A 16,438-nucleotide genomic window follows, 5' to 3' on the forward strand; every position below is an offset into this window, starting at 1 on the left:
TTGCTTTTCAAGAAAACAAGTAAAGAGGATGTGGGGTATAAACCTATATCCTCTTTTTCAATATATACAGGTTGCCCGACTTCGGAGGAGCAGCCCGGCGGCAAGGCTTTCGGGAGTAACCCGAAAGGTTTCGAGTAACTCGAAACATACCTTGCTGCTGCCACTTTTCGGCAGTAACCGAAAAGCCTTCGGGTAACTCGAAGGACACCTTGCTGTGCTTTTGAGAGCACAAGAAATCCGTCAGCAAACGGATTTGAATTAGTGCTGTTATTTCGGATTTCAAAGCATCGTTTCCCGATGCCCAAGCTGCCCAAAAGAAGAAAGGAAATGAGGGTATAAGAGGGCATAAGAGAGTGGTTATATCCGCATGAATGCTTGCAAGCCAGACTGCGTGTGGGTTCTCGTGAATGCAAACACGTGCGGACATACACACACTGGCCTGCAAGCCTGCCCGCACTCCGACCTGCCAGCCATCCTGCTTGCCTGCCGACCGGTCTGCCTGCGTGCCTGCCTGCCGGCACACAGACAAGCGCGCAGGCAGGCTATTCGCAAACGATTAGGCTCAAATACAATGTGGAAACGGTATTGAATTAAAAGTAGGACAGTGCTACTGATTTTCATCAGCAAGATGTGCAACAAATGTACAATAATGACAAGATGTTTGATTTACTCTATTTTTCAGAGGAATAACTTTGGCAATAAGGAAGAAAAACACTACTTTTGCAAATGAGAAAAGCGTTCTTATGATTAGTGCAGAACATAGCAGAATATAGAAGCCTGCTGGTTTCCAAGTCGTTACCTGTCAAGCTGACAATCTTTGTAAGTCCCTTGTTTTCAATGAGTAAGAGAAAGTAATATGTCTTGAGCAATGAAAGGTCATGTCGAAGCCGTATGTCCGTCCCAGTTCTCTGGTGAGCTTGATGAGATACCCCCGGCAATAGAGGTTGAAAATCCTGTCACTTTTACGCTCGTGGCGGTATTTCTCGATGATCTGCAACGGCACGTTCAGCAGGCGGATGGCCGAGGGCGTTTCGGTCTTCTGGCGCCGGATGTGTATCCAGTACGTTCCGTCGTCCGACTGCGTGATGTCTTTTTCGGACAAGCGTTTCAGGTCGGCGTAGGACAACCCCGTGAAGGTAGCGAAGAGAAACCAGTCCCGCACCCGCTGGAGGTTGGGTTTATCGACGGGAGTTTCCATCAGCTTTTTGAGGTCTTCGAGTTTCAAATGGCGGCTCTTGCGCCGGGGCAGTTCCGGGTGCAGCTTCCCGTAAGGGTCGCGCCGGAGTGTACCCTGACTGACAGCCCGCTTGGTCATTTTCTTCAACCGGTAAAGATGCTCGTGTACTGTCTTGGGTTTCATTTCACGATCTGTACGCAGGAATATTTCAAAATCATCGTAGAACTCCCGGTCAAGGCTCCGCAACGCTACATCCTCCTTTTCCTTCCTTTTTTTCACGAAGGAGGCTAAAATATTATAGGAGTTCTCGTAACTTTCATAGGTTTCTTCCTTGCGATCCACGCCGACACGCTTGCGGAACTCCTCGTTATGCTCGCGGAACAAGGCAAGGAGGGTGAACGGTTTCTGCCCGATTCCTTCCACGGCGTTTTTGACCAGCTCGGCCGTCACGAAACCGAGGCTTTTACGAATATGACGGTAATGTCCGGTGATTTTTTCGGTCAGTTTCTCTATTGCCAGGTTTACCGTTCGGGCGTTCTCGCTTCGTCCGTTCGCCCTTTTGGTTTCCGGATTCCAAAGCGATGGATCGACAAACGCGTTGATATTGATCGGGGCCGACTTGGTGTCGATGCTTACCTTGCATAACAATTTACATGTTCCGTCCTTGCGGACTTTCGTGCGGTTGATGTAGAACAGCAGGGAGAACGTGCTGCGACGTTTTATCTCTTTATTATTCGTTTCCATAATCGTTGTGAATTTGATTGTCAATGATAGATTAAATAGCTACGGAGAAGCGGTCGGCAATCTTTTCCTCTAAAGACCGGGTATCCATGTCGATCTTGTCATCGGTCACTTTGGCGTAAATCTGCGTCGTGGAAATGCGGCTATGCCCCAGCATTTTACTGACGGTTTCAAGCGGGACACCATGCGAAAGCGTGATCTCGGTGGCGTAGGTATGGCGTCCGCAGTGAAAGACGAGCTTCCGTTCAATTCCGCAAATGGCGGCAATACGTTTCAGTGTCCGGTTGAGTTCGTTGTTGCTGTACATCGGCAGCAGTTTTCCTTCCGGGGCCATATCCCGGTACTTGTCGAGGATGAGCAACGGTATGTCGAGCAACGGCACTTCATAGTCGATTTTCGTCTTCTTGCGGGCGGTCTTGATCCATACCTCACCGTCCTCGGCCACTTCCAGATCCTCCGTCGTCAGGCGGCACATGTCCCCGTAAGGGATACCCGTGTAGCAGGAGAAGAGGAACAGGTCGCGGATATGGTAGAGTTTCGGGTCGTGCAGGGGTGTGGTCATCAGCCGTTGTAACTCCGCTGCGGTAAGGTATTTCTGTTCCCGCTCGGGATGTTCGGCTTCATAACCCGCGAATGGGTCGGCAGTGATAATCCCTTCCGCGATGGCTTCCCCGACAATCGTGTTCAACCGTGTGACAAGCAACACGATAGTTCCCAGGGCAAAGCGGCGCTCCGTGCGTAGGTAGAGGTCATAGTTGTCGATGAATGAACGGTTCAGGGCCGTGAAAGGAACATCCGACAACTTGTATTTCTCCTGGATGAAAGCAGCCACACAGTTACAAGCATAGCGGTAAGATTGCGCTGTTCCCTTTTCCCGGTTCACGCCGACACGTTTTTCGAAATGTTCGATGAACGTCCGGAAATAACCCAACAGGGTTTCCTGCCCGAAAGCCCTCCCCAACAACAGATTCCTTATTTCTTCAGCCGTTACATTCTCACGGGTGGCTGACAGTTCGTCATAAATGGAAATGGCTGAAGCTCGCAAATCGTCCAGTTGCCGGTTGATTTCCCGCGCGGCGTTACTTTTACCCGTGGCACGTCCGGATGCCCACAGTGCAGCGGGTACGGACATTTTCGCACTAAAAGCCGCTTCTGAAAATTTGCCGACAACAAGTTTCGCCATGACCGGGCAATGTCCCTCGTCATTCATTTCGCTCTTTTTGAGGTAGAACGTAACCGTTACATCCGTCTGTTTCATAACTCTATTTTTTTTATGTTGCAAAATTACTTGATATAGAGTTATTTACAGTTATGAAAATTATAGCGGAACAAAGAATAAAACCCCGGATGCCGGTAACATAACCTGTATTTCCATGAAAAACGGAAAAAAACGGTTATCTTTACGGGCAAAATATAGGGTTCTTTGCATGGTGAACGGTAAAACCGCGGGTGGTCAAGCGTTATTTTGCCGGATTATCCGGGGCTAAAAAAGGCAACGGATAAGTAGCAAATCTGTCTCTTAACCTTTCATTATCCTGCATTTTAGCGATTTGGAAAGGCATAGAAGAATTTGGCTTAACTCTCCTCAATACCAAACACTTACTTTATTTATCCAAATTTTGTCGTTTTTTTGCGAGTTCTTCGTATATTTGCAATCGGATTGAGACAACTCTATCCAAGACATATTTAGAAAAGAAAGAAGCGTTATGCTTATCTTGTAAATCGAAAACGTAGGAAATTTTCAGATGTAGTACAAGGAAGGCATAGTGGTTCTCACGCTATAGCGTGGGCTGCTATATCCATATCTGTACTACAGATTTCCTACGACCTTCGATTTAAGACGTGGTATTTGCAGTTCACGCTTTTATTATTTAATAACAGCCTTCTAAGGACTGGGAAGACATAAAAGAACTTAGGATGATGGATAAATTATCGGTTCACGCAAAAAAGACATTTCTTTCCCAACGACTTATTGCATGGGTATGTTGCTTATGCGCTATCGGAACAGCGGCAAAAGCATACGCAAATAATGATCCTACGTTTACAGTTTCTGCTCCGGAGAATATCGAAATTAATAAACAGTTCCGGCTGACATTTATTGTATCTTTCCCGGAGAAACCTGCTACTGTTGAAATACAGAATCTTGCTGTGCCCGAATTGAAAGGCCTTAAGGTGTTACTTGGCCCCACCAAAAGCAGTGCCACCAATGTGGAAAAAGTAGATGGAGAAATAAACCGGAAATATCAAGAGTCTTATACTTATGTGTTGCAGGCATTACAGGTGGGCAGGTGTTCCATTCCCTCTGCAAGTATTGTGGTGAACGGGCATCAGCTACATTCGCAGCAACTCGCAGTGAATGTCGTACCTGACGGGAAATTACCTCCTTCTTCCGACCCACAACCAAAACCGGATGTCTTTATGACAATGAACGTATCAGAACGCTCTCCTCGTATAAATGAACCCGTCGTGTTGGAATGCAAGTTATATACCACATCCCTTGCAGATAGCCTCGCCAATATGGAACAACTCATCTCTTCGGACGATTTCAAAATAGAACCGATAGATTTGCGGGGCAGCGCATGGCAAATAGAGCATCGGAATGGAAAGAATTATCAGGTGGCGGTGTTCCGGAAGTTATTACTCTATCCCCTACGGGCGGGAGAACTTCGTATAGGAGACCTGTACATGGATGTTTATATCAGGCGGTACAATCTTTCTTCAGACCCGTTTGAAGCATTTTTTGAGGACGGCAACCACCAATTCGTAAAACAACGGGTGAACTGTCAGGGCATCACTCTCCATGCACACGAATAAACAGCTAAAACTTATGGATATGAAAACGAAAACAATTGTAACCGCAATGCTGCTGGCTACGGCGTATGTGCTGTTAGTCAATCTGATGTTCCTGTCCGGTTTCGGTAAGGATGAAATGGTAAAGGTTGGTTGGTATAGTGAGTTCGGAGGAAACAGCACGACTACCCTATATCCTCTTTATGTGTGGCTTAACTTTCCTTACACAGTTTGCTTTTATTTCTTCACGACGCTTTTCTTCGCCAAAGTGAAAGTACACGTAAACAAGTGGCTGGGCGAAACGGCTTTTGTGCTGTGGTGTGTCAGTCTCGTTCCGATTTTGGTGAATACCGTTTACGACTTGTATATGGTATCCAGTTTTGACGGAGATGAAATGTACCGTTCTTTGGAGAATTATTGGGAAACGGAAGGCAAGTCTGATTATCCTTTTATGTGGCTTCTGCTTTCGTCCCGTGTAGGGAATAATCGGAATTGGATGAACGATTTGAATTATTACGGTAATTGGGCGCTTTGGGCAGCTTTCTTGGCATTTGCCATTGTCTTTGCCTTACTGTTTAAGAAAGACAAAGTATTAGGCATTGCGGGTGCGACAGTTATGGTGGTATCTATCCTGCTGAACATGTTTCTGCTGCCATGCGGGTATATTGCCATCGACCTGTGTTGGATTGCATTATGTGCGGCAGTCTTATGGAGATTGCGCCAGTCGTCATTTGATAAACCGTTCGTTTTGCCATGAGAAGATTTTTATTAATACTGGCGGTAGTCCTTTTTGCGATGACCGCTTTTGCCGCCATTGCTCCCGGTCTATATCGGGTAAACGTTAACTCCACGCTCAATGTGCGCAATGCACCGGGTGGGGCTAAAATCGGATCGTTGTCCAATGGAGATCTCGTGCAGGTGACGGCGTGCGAAGATGATTGGGCACAAGTGTCTTTGAATGACGGTCGCACGGGCTATGTGCATGAACAATACCTTGAGCCTTTCTCCACTCTGGCTGCTCCGGCTGGAACATCTTACTCCACAGTCGGTCTTTCCGAACTCCGGCATTATACCCCTTTTGCCATATTGCTGTTTGCCGTCATTGCCTTCATCGGACTACGTACAGATACCAGATCGTTGTTCCACGCAGGTTGCCTTTTATGGGGCGGGGCTGAACTGTTCATGTTCGGAGCTGGGAGTGACAGCGCACTCGTCTGGTTCTGCGACCCTTCGGATGTAGGATGGATATTTACTATTATCAATTTTTTTGTAGCTATTGGCATCCTGTTCTTCCAGTACACTATTTACCGGGAGTTTACGGGCAGTCTTTTCGATGGCTTTTGGAGAAAACTTCTGTTTGGTATCTTTATCATTGTAGGAGTAATCCTGTTCTTAGGTATTTTTAATTACAATAGATACGACAGTATCACCCCTGATTCGCCAGAAACTCCGTTCTTTAACGAGACTTGGCATTTCGTACTTGCTTTCGTTGCCTATATGGCAGTATTGCTCTATTTGTTAAGAGATTGTGGTATTTGGATGAGCCTTTCGTTCACGGTGTTTGCTTTTGGTTTGGGAATTTCTTTTCTTGGAATGTTGAGCACCTTGATACTTGGAGCTTTACTGTGGCTGGGGCTGGCAGCATTCTCCGGCAGTGGAGGGAGCAATGGAAGTCGCGGAAATATCATAATTGAAGATTATGACGGTACGTATGAAGCCTACGAACATGGCTTTGGAATCTACAAAGATGTAACAGGTTCAGGCAAGACGTGGCGAAAGGAGGATTCTCAATATATCAGAATAAATTAAACATCGTCCATTATGAAAACGATCAGAAGTATGCTCAAACATTTATTCTTGGCTGTTCCGCTTATGCTCATAGTGTCATGTAACAGTCAACCACCATCTACCCTTATACCGCACCGTTGCGAAAACGGGAAATTCGGCTATGTCGATGAAAAAGGCAAGGAATGTATAGAAGGCAAATACGATTATGCCGAAGAATTTTCCGAAGATTTGGCAGTAGTGCAAGTGGGCAGGTACTTTGGGTACATAGACCGTAAAGGAGAAATCGTCATCCCGCTACAATATACTCAGGCTGCTTACTTCCTCCAAGGCAGGGCATTGGTGGCAAAAGAGGAACTGTATGGTTTCATCGACAAGGAAAACAGGGAAATCATTCCCTGTATTTATGAACGTATCACGCCGTTTGCCTCACACGAAGCCTATGCGGTAAAGAACGGAAAGACAGGCATCATCGATACGGAGGGTAAAGTGCTCGTGCCGTTTGAATACGATAAAATAGAACAACTGAAAAGCGGGCTATTCGTTGTTAACCAAGCCGGCAGGGAGGGTTTCCTCAATGCGCAGAAACAAATGATTCTGCCCTGCCAATACGGTTACTATACCATAGAGGATAAAGAAGGCAAGCCCCTGATAGTGCTGCGCACAAAAGACGACACTCCCTATTACCGCATCTCGTATAATTCCAGATACGGTCTGATGGACTTTGAAGGCAATGTACTGACACCATGCAAATACGAGAAAATAGGTGCGTTTACAGACGGAAACCTTGCCCATGTCATTCTCAACGACAAGGTTGGCTACATTGACTCGAACGGAAAAGAGGTCATTCCGCCCATATACGACTATTCGAGAACGCTGCCGGGAAACAGGTATGCGCTTTATAAAGACGGTCTTTGTTATCTGGTGGATAACCGGACAGGCAAGCAAGTCACATCCCAAGTTTATAACAAAATAGAGCAATATAGGGACAACCTGCTCAAAGTTTCCCTTGATGGGAAATATGGCATGATAGACCCGGACGGAAATATTGTGCTCGAACCAATCTATGATGAAATGTATGTATATGACGATTGGCTGAAACTTTATATCAAAGGAAGCGGAAAGGATGGTTTTGCCGGACGTGCTACCGTAGAAGAAGCCAAGTTGGTTATTCCTTGTGACAGATATGTCCGCATTGAAAGCTTCAACTTGGGTGGCGGCCAGTATGCCGAAGCGGTCAAAGCTGTCGCCAAATACACGTACCGGAACGGTGTTGTCAACCGGCAGGGAAAAGAGGTTGTCCCTTGCCAATATATCCACATTTACATGATAGAAAACGGAAAATGTCTTGTCATGGAGTCTGGTACTAACCAGCGAAAGTGGGTAAAATTGAATGAATAGCAACATTAAAGTATACACAATTATAATAAAAATCATAGAATAAAAAATAATTCGGCTGAATATAAAAGGAATAGAGTACCGGCTTAAACAAGGAAGCTGCCGACATAGAAAGACAACCGGAGAAATGACCGTGCAGAATAAAGTCTCCGAAACCTGTTTTACAGGATCGGAGACTTGTACTGCAAGACAATCCTCTGCCGGGGATTAGCGTTTGCCATGTGTATGTCTGCAAAAATAGTTTTGCAGGGATTGGTAACGGTTCGGAATGACCGCATTCTCATTGAAACCGTTCAGGCAATGAAGCAATGCTTTTTCGAGCGTGATGTATCGGCGACTGAAAGTCTGTACATTATCCAAGCAACAGGCTTCCAAAGCGTATTTGAACGGTGCAAGATTTTCAGGTTCTCTCCGAATCCGCACATACCACAGGAAGAACAACTGAATCGTGAAACTGTCGGATTCACCTGCTTTCATCAAATGTTCTTCATCAAGCAGCCGTCGGACAAACTCCGGGGTAAGCTGACAATCATTTTTCCGATAATACTTGCGTTTTGCCGTATTATAGGCTGCAAACTGTTCGATGTCCTGTGCCGTCAGCCTATATACTTCCGAGTAAAATGCACGTACTTCTTTACCTGTAACAACGATTTTCTCGTCTCCGAACTCGTATTCATACGCTTTTTCATCGGAGATTTCCTCTTCTGTAAAGGTCTTGAACCCGTAACATTCCGTTACGATGAACGGTTCTTTTCCGAACTTCGCCAGAGATTCGAGGGCATGGAGGCTGTTGCAGGAGAAGAACATGTCGTTTCCAATACTTTCACCGCTTTCCAGCAGCCGGATTTTTACGTCTTCGGAATCGTTGGTGTACTTCCATACTATCCGACAGCTTGCATAATGGGGATTCCTGCCGTTTGCCTCGACAAATCCGGCAAATCCGCTCTTGATGGCGGCCTTTGTCTTCTCTACATCCGTCAGGACGCTTCGTACCTTACAAGTTTCGCACCGGCCGAATTGCAAAGAATCGTCGGAAATTTCCGTTATCACTTTAGTGTTGGGGTTTATCGTGGCTTCGCATACTACCTGCGTGCCGCCACATCGTGTACATATTATACTCATATTTTGATAAGATTAAAAATTAATATATCCTTCTATCCGCTATTTTGAACTTGTCGATAAGGTTCTACCAACAGCTGCAATTCCTTTTCAACCAAACAGTTTGTCCAAATTCTGCTTAAAGCATAGCATTCGGAGACACTTCCTATCCGTCCCAAATTTTCCTGTCCGTAATTTGACTAACATTTGTACGCATAATACATAAAAGTTAAATTAAACATCGTTTTTCTTTTCCCTCTCTTCGGAAGCTTTTCGGCTTTCCTTGCCGGGAGAGATTTTACATGCAAGTCAGACAGTAGGGAAAGGACGGAAAGGCAAGCAAACGACCGGGGATTTCACGGAATACCCAACCCGACAGGTACGACATGGCGGGGGACTGAAAGGACATCTCTGATTTGGGAAGGCTGCCGGGCAAATCCACGAGCCGTTAGCATGGCGGTGCTTGACGCCGGACGACTGCTGTACCTTTGCATGGAAAAATCCAACCGGCGAGAGAATGTTAACGGGAAGAAAAGGGAAAAGGGTATAGCGGAAAGATATAAAATAATTGTAAAATAAGATGTTACGCCTACAATTATATACAAAATCCTTTCATATCGAACCATCATGCCTTATTTATACCGGACGGGAGCAATGTCGCTCCCGTAAAATAATTAAGGACTATGATAATAGGTTATTTAAGGGTCAGTACGGGCAAACAGAATCCGGCTAACCAGCAAGACGAGATCCGGCGTTTCGCCGACAGTAGAAATCTTTCCGTCAGCCAATGGGTAACGGAGGTCGCCAGCGGCAAGAAGAAGGAGTGCGACCGCAAATTAGGAGGGCTGATACGGCGCATGAAGCATGGCGACACGCTGATTGTCACAGAAATATCGCGTCTAAGCCGCACGCTAACGGACCTCATGGCCATCATGGGCAAATGTCTGGAGAAAGGAATCAACCTTTACACGACCAAGGAGGGGTATTCGTTTGACAACTCCATCAACAGCAAGGTGCTCTGCTTCGCTTTCGGCTTGGTAGCGGAGATTGAACGCAATCTAATTTCGATGCGCACCAAAGAGGCGCTCGCCCTGCGGAAAGCCGAGGGTGTCGTCCTCGGACGAAAAAAAGGCAGCTACACGAAAATGAATGTGCTGATCGAAAACCGGAAAGTCGTCGTCGGCATGTTGAAACGGGACTGCACGATTGCCGATATATGTAGGCGTTTCAACATCTCGCGAGATACATTTCTGAAATTCCGCAGCCGCTATAAAGAAATAGATAAAGCCATGAAAGAAAAAGAGATAAGACGAAAAGGAATGTCACAAAAACGGACGGTATGATTTTACGTTGGTTAAATCGTTGGTTAAATCGTTCGTTTTCAGCCACAAAATTACAAAAACATGAGCTATCCACAACAAAAATCTGCAAAAAATTGCGTTTCAGCTCTTTGAGTAGGGCGAATTTTCCCGGAGTGTCCGAATAATACGACCTTTTTTCGATAGCTTTTTTAATGAACAAATAAATCGGCATAACAGACAGTTATCAGGCTGATTATTTGTTGGTTTGGTGTTTTTTTGCCTTTAAATGAAAAGGCATGGCACGAGAGAATTGAATAAATAGCTGATATATAAATAGGCATAGACTATGACAATGAAACGAATACTGTTATTATTTCTCTTGTTCTGCGGCGGGTATGTTCATGCACAAGAGTTGGACTCGGTCCGTATCTATTACCGGCAGGGCCACAGAGAAGTGGACGTGCTCTTCAGGGATAATCGCGCGGAATTGGAGCGTTTTATCCGCATTCTACGCGAAGAATACGGGGCGAACCGACTTGAAGGCGTTGTGGTACGTTCGTGGTCATCGCCCGAAGGTGTGAACCATCTCAACGAGGTGTTGTCAGATCGCAGGGCCGATTCCCTGAAAACCTATCTCGTGCGCCACGCCGAAATTCCCGACAACTTGGTCTGTATACATGGCGAGGGCATCGCATGGGATATGTTGCGCCGGATGGTCGCCGCATCGGATATGCTCTATAAAAAAGAGGTATTGCACATCCTCGACCATACACCGGTATGGGTGTTCGACAAGGCGGGTCGCGTAGTGGACGGACGAAAAAAGCAGCTCATGGACCTGCGCGGCGGTATGCCGTACACCTACATGCTGGAGAACTTCTTCCCAGATTTACGCTCCAGCCTTTCGGTGGTCTGCTACCGGAAACCCGAACCGCCTGTAAAAGTCATTCCCCAAAAAGAGTCGGAAGTGAAAGAACCGGAACCGGTCCTGCAACCCGATAGCGTGGCGGAAACGACCTCCGAACCAGCAACGGTGCGGCAGGAAGCGACCGTGCAACCTCAGAGAGCGATGGTGCAGCGACTGGCCATCAAGACCAACCTGCTTTACGATGCGATACTGATGCCCTCGCTCGAAGTAGAGTACCGCATCGCCGACCGCTGGACGGTGAACCTTGAAGGCGAGATGGCATGGTGGAAGAACGACGGCAAGCACAGGTATTATCAAGTGGCAACAATCAGCCCGGAGGGACGCTGGTGGTTCGGGCAAAAGCAAGGCAGCCCGTGGCACGGCCACTACCTCGGCGTGTTCGGAGGCTTCACGTGGTACGACCTCGAAAACGGCAAGGAGGGCTATCAGGGCGAAGCCGAAATGGTCGGAGTCAGCTACGGCTACATGTTCCCCATCGGACGGCGGCTCTCCTTAGAAGCCGGTATCGGCGTGGGGTACATGCACAGCAAGTATGAGGTGTACGACCCGATACCTTATCTGGGCGGCACACATTACGTCTATCGGCAGACCAGCAAGCTGGACTACTTCGGGCCGCTGAAGTTGAAACTGACGCTCGTTTGGCGTTTGTGGGACACGGATAAGAAGAAAGGAGGCGCACGATGAGACGCACACCGCTATATATGGCATTATACGCCGCCACGCTTCTGTTGTTGGGCGGTTGCCGAAAGGATCTCTGTTACGACCACCCCGACCATGCTTTCTCCGTTCAGGTAAACCTCACCGCCACGTGGGAGCAGGAATGGGAACGCAGCTACCAGACCGACTGGCAGTCCGTGTGGAACCCTGCATGGCCCCAACGCTATGACGACCTTCGCCCCGACGTGCCCACCGGCATCCGTGCACGCATCTATACCGGCGGCACCGCCGAGAACGAGGGCAACCTGTCGCCCGAAGGAGGCCGTCTTTATATGAACGAAGGTACGCACGACCTGTTGTTCTACAACAATGACACGGAATACATCGTCTTCAACGACATCGCCGCACTGGCTTCCGCAAGTGCCACCACCCGTAGCCTGACGCGGGGGGCTTTCGAAGCCCTGCACGCGGGGGAACGTACCGTGAACCAGCCCGACATGCTTTACGGCGCATACATAGGCAGCTACGAGGCCCTGCCCACGCAGGAGACTGTCGGTCTGCCCGTGCGTTTGCAGCCGCTCACCTATACCTACCTCGTGCGCTACGAGTTCCAACAGGGGTTTCAGTACGTGGCCCTCGCACGCGGAGCATTGGCAGGCATGGCCGAGAGCGTCTATCTGAACGACGGACACACCGGACCGGAAGCGGCTACCGTGATGTTCGACTGTACCCTGCGTGACTACGGTCCGGAGGCCACAGTGAAATCCTTCGGCATTCCCGACTACCCCGGCGACCACTACGGCGACGGCACCCGCACCACGGAACGCTCCTACCACCTCAATCTCGAAGTGCGTCTGCACAACGGCGCGATGAAGACCTTCGAGTTCGATGTGACGGACCAAGTGAAGGCCCAGCCCCGTGGCGGCGTGATTATCGTCTCCGACGGCCTTGTCATCACCGACGAGGAAGGTGCGGCAGGCTTCGACAGCGGTTTCGACATCGACGTGGAGGGATGGGGCGATTACATCGACATCCCCCTGCCATTGTAAGAAGGGTGACCTGTATAAAACAGATGTATTGATAACTAAATGATTAACCAAACAATAATGTATTTTTAATTTAAGCTTTTGCATCATGAAAAAGAGTTTATTTTTGCTGGGAGTCGCCGCAGCGGTGTTCTCCGGCTGTAGCAATCAGGAAGTGATGGACGTGGCCGAATACGCCAACCAGCCCATCGAGTTTACAACTTTTGTGGACAAGACCACCCGTTCCGGTGATGTCACATCACAAAATTTCCAGAAGTTCTGGGTATTCGCACAGAACAAAGGCACAGGCGACCAGAACTGGGCAGACGCCTTTACCAACGTGCAGGTGAGCAAAGCAGGCGACAACGAATGGCTACCCATAAACACCTACTACTGGGAAAAAAACAAGGAATTCCGCTTTGCGGGCTATGCCAACGGGGAAAGCCAGCTTAACAAGTCGATTGTCAGCTACGATGCGGGCTCGCAGAGCGGAGGATCGACCTCCGGCCTGCTGACTTTCACGGCGTACAGCACGGACGGGAAGAACGACCTCGTAGCCGCAATGGGCAACGAGTCCAACTACACATGGGACGGCACAGCGTCGGGCGAAGCCCCGAAAGTAAGCATGACGTTCCGGCACATGCTGTCCAAGCTGACCTTCACGTTCAAGACCAAGATGGCCAACACCTACACCGTGGCTGTGAACAACCTACGGATAGAGAGCGCAACGACCAAGTCCACGGGAACGTACCACAAGGCCAACGAAGGCACAATCACGTGGAGTACTGACCAGCTCTCAAACACTACGGGCACATACACTTTCGACAACATCACCGACGTGACTGCCGACGCTGCCAACGAACAGGGATACTTCAGCCAGACATGCGCACCGCTGTTCGTTATTCCGCAGACCTGCGGCACGTTGAGCGTCCAATTCACCGCAGTGGTAAAGAACGCTGCCCAAGAAACGATAGGACAGCAGGATTTCAGTGCCACATTGAGCTACAATCCGAGCAACAGCGAAACCAGCTTGCAGAAGAACACATGGACAGCCGGGTACTACTACAACTACACGGCAGAGCTGAAGATGGAAGACATCAACACCGACCCGAACGCCAAGCCTATCAAGTTTGATGTAACCGTAGATAAGTGGAAAGATACTACGCCGGGTGATGACCTTAATTTGACTGATAAAAAGAACTAAACGCTTACCGTACCAGCCAATCCGTTTCCGTGAGTTGCGCGACCCACTTCCGTGAGTTGAGCAACTCAGCGCGGCGAGTTGAGCAACTCACCATGACGAGAAACTTAACTCAGCGAAACGAGATACGCAGCTCGGCCGGTTAGGCCAATCGGACCGAAGAATACAGGCCGGGCGGGGTTGAATGTTCCCTTCCCGGCCACAATGATACAGGACAGACCGCACACATGCAGCTTTCCTGCAAGAACGGAATAACCTTTATATGATGAGATATATGAACAGAAGAAAGAACACCCTCGGAATCCTGCCCCTGCTGGCGACGGTGCTGTTGTCAGCGGCTTCCTGCACGGAAAGCGTGGTGCAGGACATGGAGACAGCCGGAGACAGCGGGGCGATACGTTTTTCGCTACCCACGCTGACACGCTCCGCCATCGGGAGTGCGGACGACCTGAACACCGACGGCCAGTCGTTCAGCGTGTGGGGCAGCTACCGCCACACCAGCGGCACGGACAACGACGTGCAGATATTCGACAACACGACCGTGACCTACGGTTCCGGTACAGGCTGGACCTACGGAGGCGGCCTGCTGTACTGGCAGTCGGGCAACACCTACGACTTCTACGCCCTCTATCCGTCCACCGGAACGCTGGGCGATGCCGTGTCCGTCGCCTGCACGGACGGCACCTTTACCGTCAAGAACTTCGTCGCCACGAAAGGGCACGACCTGATGACGGCGGAACGAACAAATATAGTAATCGAGGCAGACAAAGCCCCCGAATCTGTCAGCTTCAAATTCTCCCATCGGCTCACAAGGCTGGCCTTCAATATCAGGGCCGTGGGGCGCGGTGTAACGGTTACTTCCTTCAAAGTGAACGGCGTGACTTACAAAGGCGACCTTACTTGGAATGCCTCCGGTGGAAGCTCGTGGAGCAACACCGCCAAGACAAACGACAGCGATGCCCTGTTGGCCGCAAAGGATATTTCCATCACAGCCGGCGAGACCCGCAACATGCTGGGCGACGTGCTGTTACTCCCGCACACCGACCTGACTGGTACCGAAATCGCCGTGAGCTACCGTTTCGAGGGCGAGACCGCCGACCGGAATTCCACGGTCAACCTCTCTGGCGGGAATGCGAAACAATGGGATGCAGGCAGCCAATATGCCTACACCCTGACCGTTTCGGCCGCTTCGCTCGCAATCAACGTGAAGGTTCTCGACTGGGATGAACAGGACACCTCCGTGTCATGGCAATAAAATGAGAAATTTATAGACAACAATACATACGGTGTATGAAAGCATATATAAAACGATATTTACCGCATCCTTTCTCCCTGCTTCTGCCAGCCGCCCTCGCATGGGCTGCCAGCCTGTTGGCCGGCTGCACGGACCGAGTGGACGAATGGATACCCGACGGACGCACAGCCTCCGTTACCCTGCACGTACCAATGGCCGATATACGTTCCACGCACACCACGGACGAGGAGTACAAGGCCGCTGAAGAGAAGATAAACACCTTGCGCATATTGGTATTCTCGCAGGACAAACCTGTCATCAACAAACAGTTCAAGGAAGCCGACCTCTCCGGCGGCAGTGTCACCATCGAGGGTGTGCCGGTAGGTACTGTGGACATCTATGCCGTGGCCAACGAGGCCGCCCTCGGCAAGGACTATTCCGACATGGCAGACTTCGAGGACAACCTCGTGCAGGTCGGCAACACCAAAAAAGCTTTGGTGATGGATGAACACCGCACGCACTTCCCAAAACGCTTTACGGAGCAGGAAATCGCACAACACGGCCTACCCATGAGCTGGCATCGCGATGTGCAGATAATTCCATCCGACGGCACGCCGCAGACCATCGAAGTGGAACTGGAGCGCTCCGTGGCCAAGCTCAACGTCATTATGAACAACACGCTGAGCCACCCGATTACCATCACTTCCATGACTTTCGGCGAGTTCTTCGGCGACCGGCTCTACCTGTTCCGCGAGCAGACCCTTGACGTTCCCGACGACACGGAGTATGATGTTCAAAACTACGAGAGCCTCTCTGTCGAAATCGGAGGTTACGGCAGCAAGACGCTGGCCCTTTACATCTATCCCTCATACGCATGGACGGATGCAAGCAAGAACTCGCCATATACCATCGGTTTCACCACAAGTACAGCTCCCTATGACGCCATACCTTTCATCAACGAATACGGCGGCGCTCTGAACTCTATCGCCCGTAACAAGCAAGTGAACATACACGCCACACTCAGTTCGGAGGCCAACCTCACGCTAAAATTTGAAGTAAAGGACTGGGATACGGAAGAGATAACCGTTCCCCCGTTCAATTAAACG

Annotated in this window: 13 protein-coding genes and 1 pseudogene; 11 read left to right on the forward strand and 3 right to left on the reverse strand. The window is 49.2% G+C overall.

Annotated features, from left to right (window positions below; translation table 11 throughout):
* Positions 1–138, forward strand: coding sequence for a hypothetical protein (locus tag CI959_RS21420; protein ID WP_153882950.1), 138 nt, complete (start codon positions 1–3; stop codon positions 136–138).
* A gap of 721 nt (positions 139–859) precedes the next feature.
* Here the strand turns inward: CI959_RS21420 and CI959_RS00835 are convergent.
* Both CI959_RS00835 and CI959_RS00840 read right to left on the reverse strand, forming a co-directional pair.
* Positions 860–1,921 (reverse strand): annotated as a pseudogene (locus tag CI959_RS00835) (phage integrase SAM-like domain-containing protein); the annotation flags it as partial.
* A 31-nt stretch (positions 1,922–1,952) separates the two neighbouring features.
* Entirely contained in the window at positions 1,953–3,176 is a 1,224-nt protein-coding gene (locus CI959_RS00840; protein ID WP_004289468.1) for a site-specific integrase, read from the reverse strand.
* 659 nt (positions 3,177–3,835) lie between these two features.
* On the opposite strand from CI959_RS00840, the gene CI959_RS00845 reads away from it, so the two are divergent.
* The 4 genes from CI959_RS00845 to CI959_RS00860 are packed head-to-tail and all read left to right on the forward strand — an operon-like array spanning position 3,836 to position 7,894.
* A complete protein-coding gene (locus CI959_RS00845) occupies positions 3,836–4,732 on the forward strand; it encodes a BatD family protein (protein ID WP_004289470.1) in 897 nt (298 codons plus the stop codon).
* Positions 4,733–4,751: 19 nt separating this feature from the next.
* A complete protein-coding gene (locus CI959_RS00850; RefSeq protein ID WP_224200305.1) occupies positions 4,752–5,465 on the forward strand; it encodes a hypothetical protein in 714 nt (237 codons plus the stop codon).
* Positions 5,462–6,517 carry an SH3 domain-containing protein gene (locus CI959_RS00855; RefSeq protein ID WP_004289472.1) on the forward strand — a complete coding sequence of 352 codons (1,056 nt, stop codon included), beginning with the start codon at positions 5,462–5,464 and terminating at the stop codon, positions 6,515–6,517. Before CI959_RS00850 ends, CI959_RS00855 begins: the two co-directional genes overlap by 4 nt.
* Positions 6,518–6,529: 12 nt before the next feature.
* Positions 6,530–7,894: a WG repeat-containing protein gene (locus CI959_RS00860; RefSeq protein WP_004289473.1), complete on the forward strand. Its 1,365-nt coding sequence runs from the start codon at positions 6,530–6,532 to the stop codon at positions 7,892–7,894.
* A 204-nt stretch (positions 7,895–8,098) separates the two neighbouring features.
* On the opposite strand, the gene CI959_RS00865 is transcribed toward CI959_RS00860, so the two are convergent.
* Positions 8,099–9,013, reverse strand: coding sequence for a hypothetical protein (locus CI959_RS00865; protein ID WP_004289474.1), 915 nt, complete (start codon positions 9,011–9,013; stop codon positions 8,099–8,101).
* A 659-nt stretch (positions 9,014–9,672) separates the two neighbouring features.
* Between CI959_RS00865 and CI959_RS00875 the strand changes: the two genes are divergently transcribed.
* The 6 genes from CI959_RS00875 to CI959_RS00905 all read left to right on the forward strand — a co-directional run bounded on the left by CI959_RS00875 (position 9,673) and on the right by CI959_RS00905 (position 16,435).
* Positions 9,673–10,332, forward strand: coding sequence for a recombinase family protein (locus tag CI959_RS00875; RefSeq protein ID WP_004289476.1), 660 nt, complete (start codon positions 9,673–9,675; stop codon positions 10,330–10,332).
* A 304-nt stretch (positions 10,333–10,636) separates the two neighbouring features.
* A complete protein-coding gene (locus CI959_RS00885; RefSeq protein ID WP_004289478.1) occupies positions 10,637–11,899 on the forward strand; it encodes a DUF3575 domain-containing protein in 1,263 nt (420 codons plus the stop codon).
* Positions 11,896–12,921 carry a DUF5119 domain-containing protein gene (locus CI959_RS00890; protein WP_004289479.1) on the forward strand — a complete coding sequence of 342 codons (1,026 nt, stop codon included), beginning with the start codon at positions 11,896–11,898 and terminating at the stop codon, positions 12,919–12,921. The genes CI959_RS00885 and CI959_RS00890 overlap by 4 nt, the downstream gene beginning before the upstream one ends.
* Positions 12,922–13,006: 85 nt before the next feature.
* A complete protein-coding gene (locus CI959_RS00895; protein ID WP_004289480.1) occupies positions 13,007–14,101 on the forward strand; it encodes a fimbrillin family protein in 1,095 nt (364 codons plus the stop codon).
* Between the two features lie 271 nt (positions 14,102–14,372).
* Positions 14,373–15,353: a fimbrillin family protein gene (locus CI959_RS00900; RefSeq protein ID WP_224200307.1), complete on the forward strand. Its 981-nt coding sequence runs from the start codon at positions 14,373–14,375 to the stop codon at positions 15,351–15,353.
* Positions 15,354–15,388: 35 nt separating this feature from the next.
* Positions 15,389–16,435 (forward strand): FimB/Mfa2 family fimbrial subunit, encoded by a 1,047-nt coding sequence (locus CI959_RS00905; RefSeq protein ID WP_004289482.1) that lies wholly within the window; start codon positions 15,389–15,391, stop codon positions 16,433–16,435.
* Positions 16,436–16,438 lie beyond the last annotated feature (3 nt).

Origin of the sequence: Parabacteroides sp. AT13 (assembly GCF_002272965.1) — a bacterium.
Lineage (GTDB): Bacteria > Bacteroidota > Bacteroidia > Bacteroidales > Tannerellaceae > Parabacteroides > Parabacteroides distasonis.

Bases quoted from the DNA above. Each gene is read 5' to 3' on its own strand.
- CI959_RS00890 (WP_004289479.1), top strand. From the start codon at position 11,896: ATGAGACGCACACCGCTATATATGGCATTATACGCCGCCACGCTTCTG.
- CI959_RS00865 (WP_004289474.1), bottom strand. From the start codon at position 9,013: ATGAGTATAATATGTACACGATGTGGCGGCACGCAGGTAGTATGCGAA.
- CI959_RS00895 (WP_004289480.1), top strand. From the start codon at position 13,007: ATGAAAAAGAGTTTATTTTTGCTGGGAGTCGCCGCAGCGGTGTTCTCC.
- CI959_RS00855 (WP_004289472.1), top strand. From the start codon at position 5,462: ATGAGAAGATTTTTATTAATACTGGCGGTAGTCCTTTTTGCGATGACC.
- CI959_RS00845 (WP_004289470.1), top strand. From the start codon at position 3,836: ATGATGGATAAATTATCGGTTCACGCAAAAAAGACATTTCTTTCCCAA.
- CI959_RS00840 (WP_004289468.1), bottom strand. From the start codon at position 3,176: ATGAAACAGACGGATGTAACGGTTACGTTCTACCTCAAAAAGAGCGAA.
- CI959_RS00850 (WP_224200305.1), top strand. From the start codon at position 4,752: ATGAAAACGAAAACAATTGTAACCGCAATGCTGCTGGCTACGGCGTAT.
- CI959_RS00875 (WP_004289476.1), top strand. From the start codon at position 9,673: ATGATAATAGGTTATTTAAGGGTCAGTACGGGCAAACAGAATCCGGCT.
- CI959_RS00905 (WP_004289482.1), top strand. From the start codon at position 15,389: ATGAAAGCATATATAAAACGATATTTACCGCATCCTTTCTCCCTGCTT.
- CI959_RS00860 (WP_004289473.1), top strand. From the start codon at position 6,530: ATGAAAACGATCAGAAGTATGCTCAAACATTTATTCTTGGCTGTTCCG.
- CI959_RS00900 (WP_224200307.1), top strand. From the start codon at position 14,373: ATGAACAGAAGAAAGAACACCCTCGGAATCCTGCCCCTGCTGGCGACG.
- CI959_RS00885 (WP_004289478.1), top strand. From the start codon at position 10,637: ATGACAATGAAACGAATACTGTTATTATTTCTCTTGTTCTGCGGCGGG.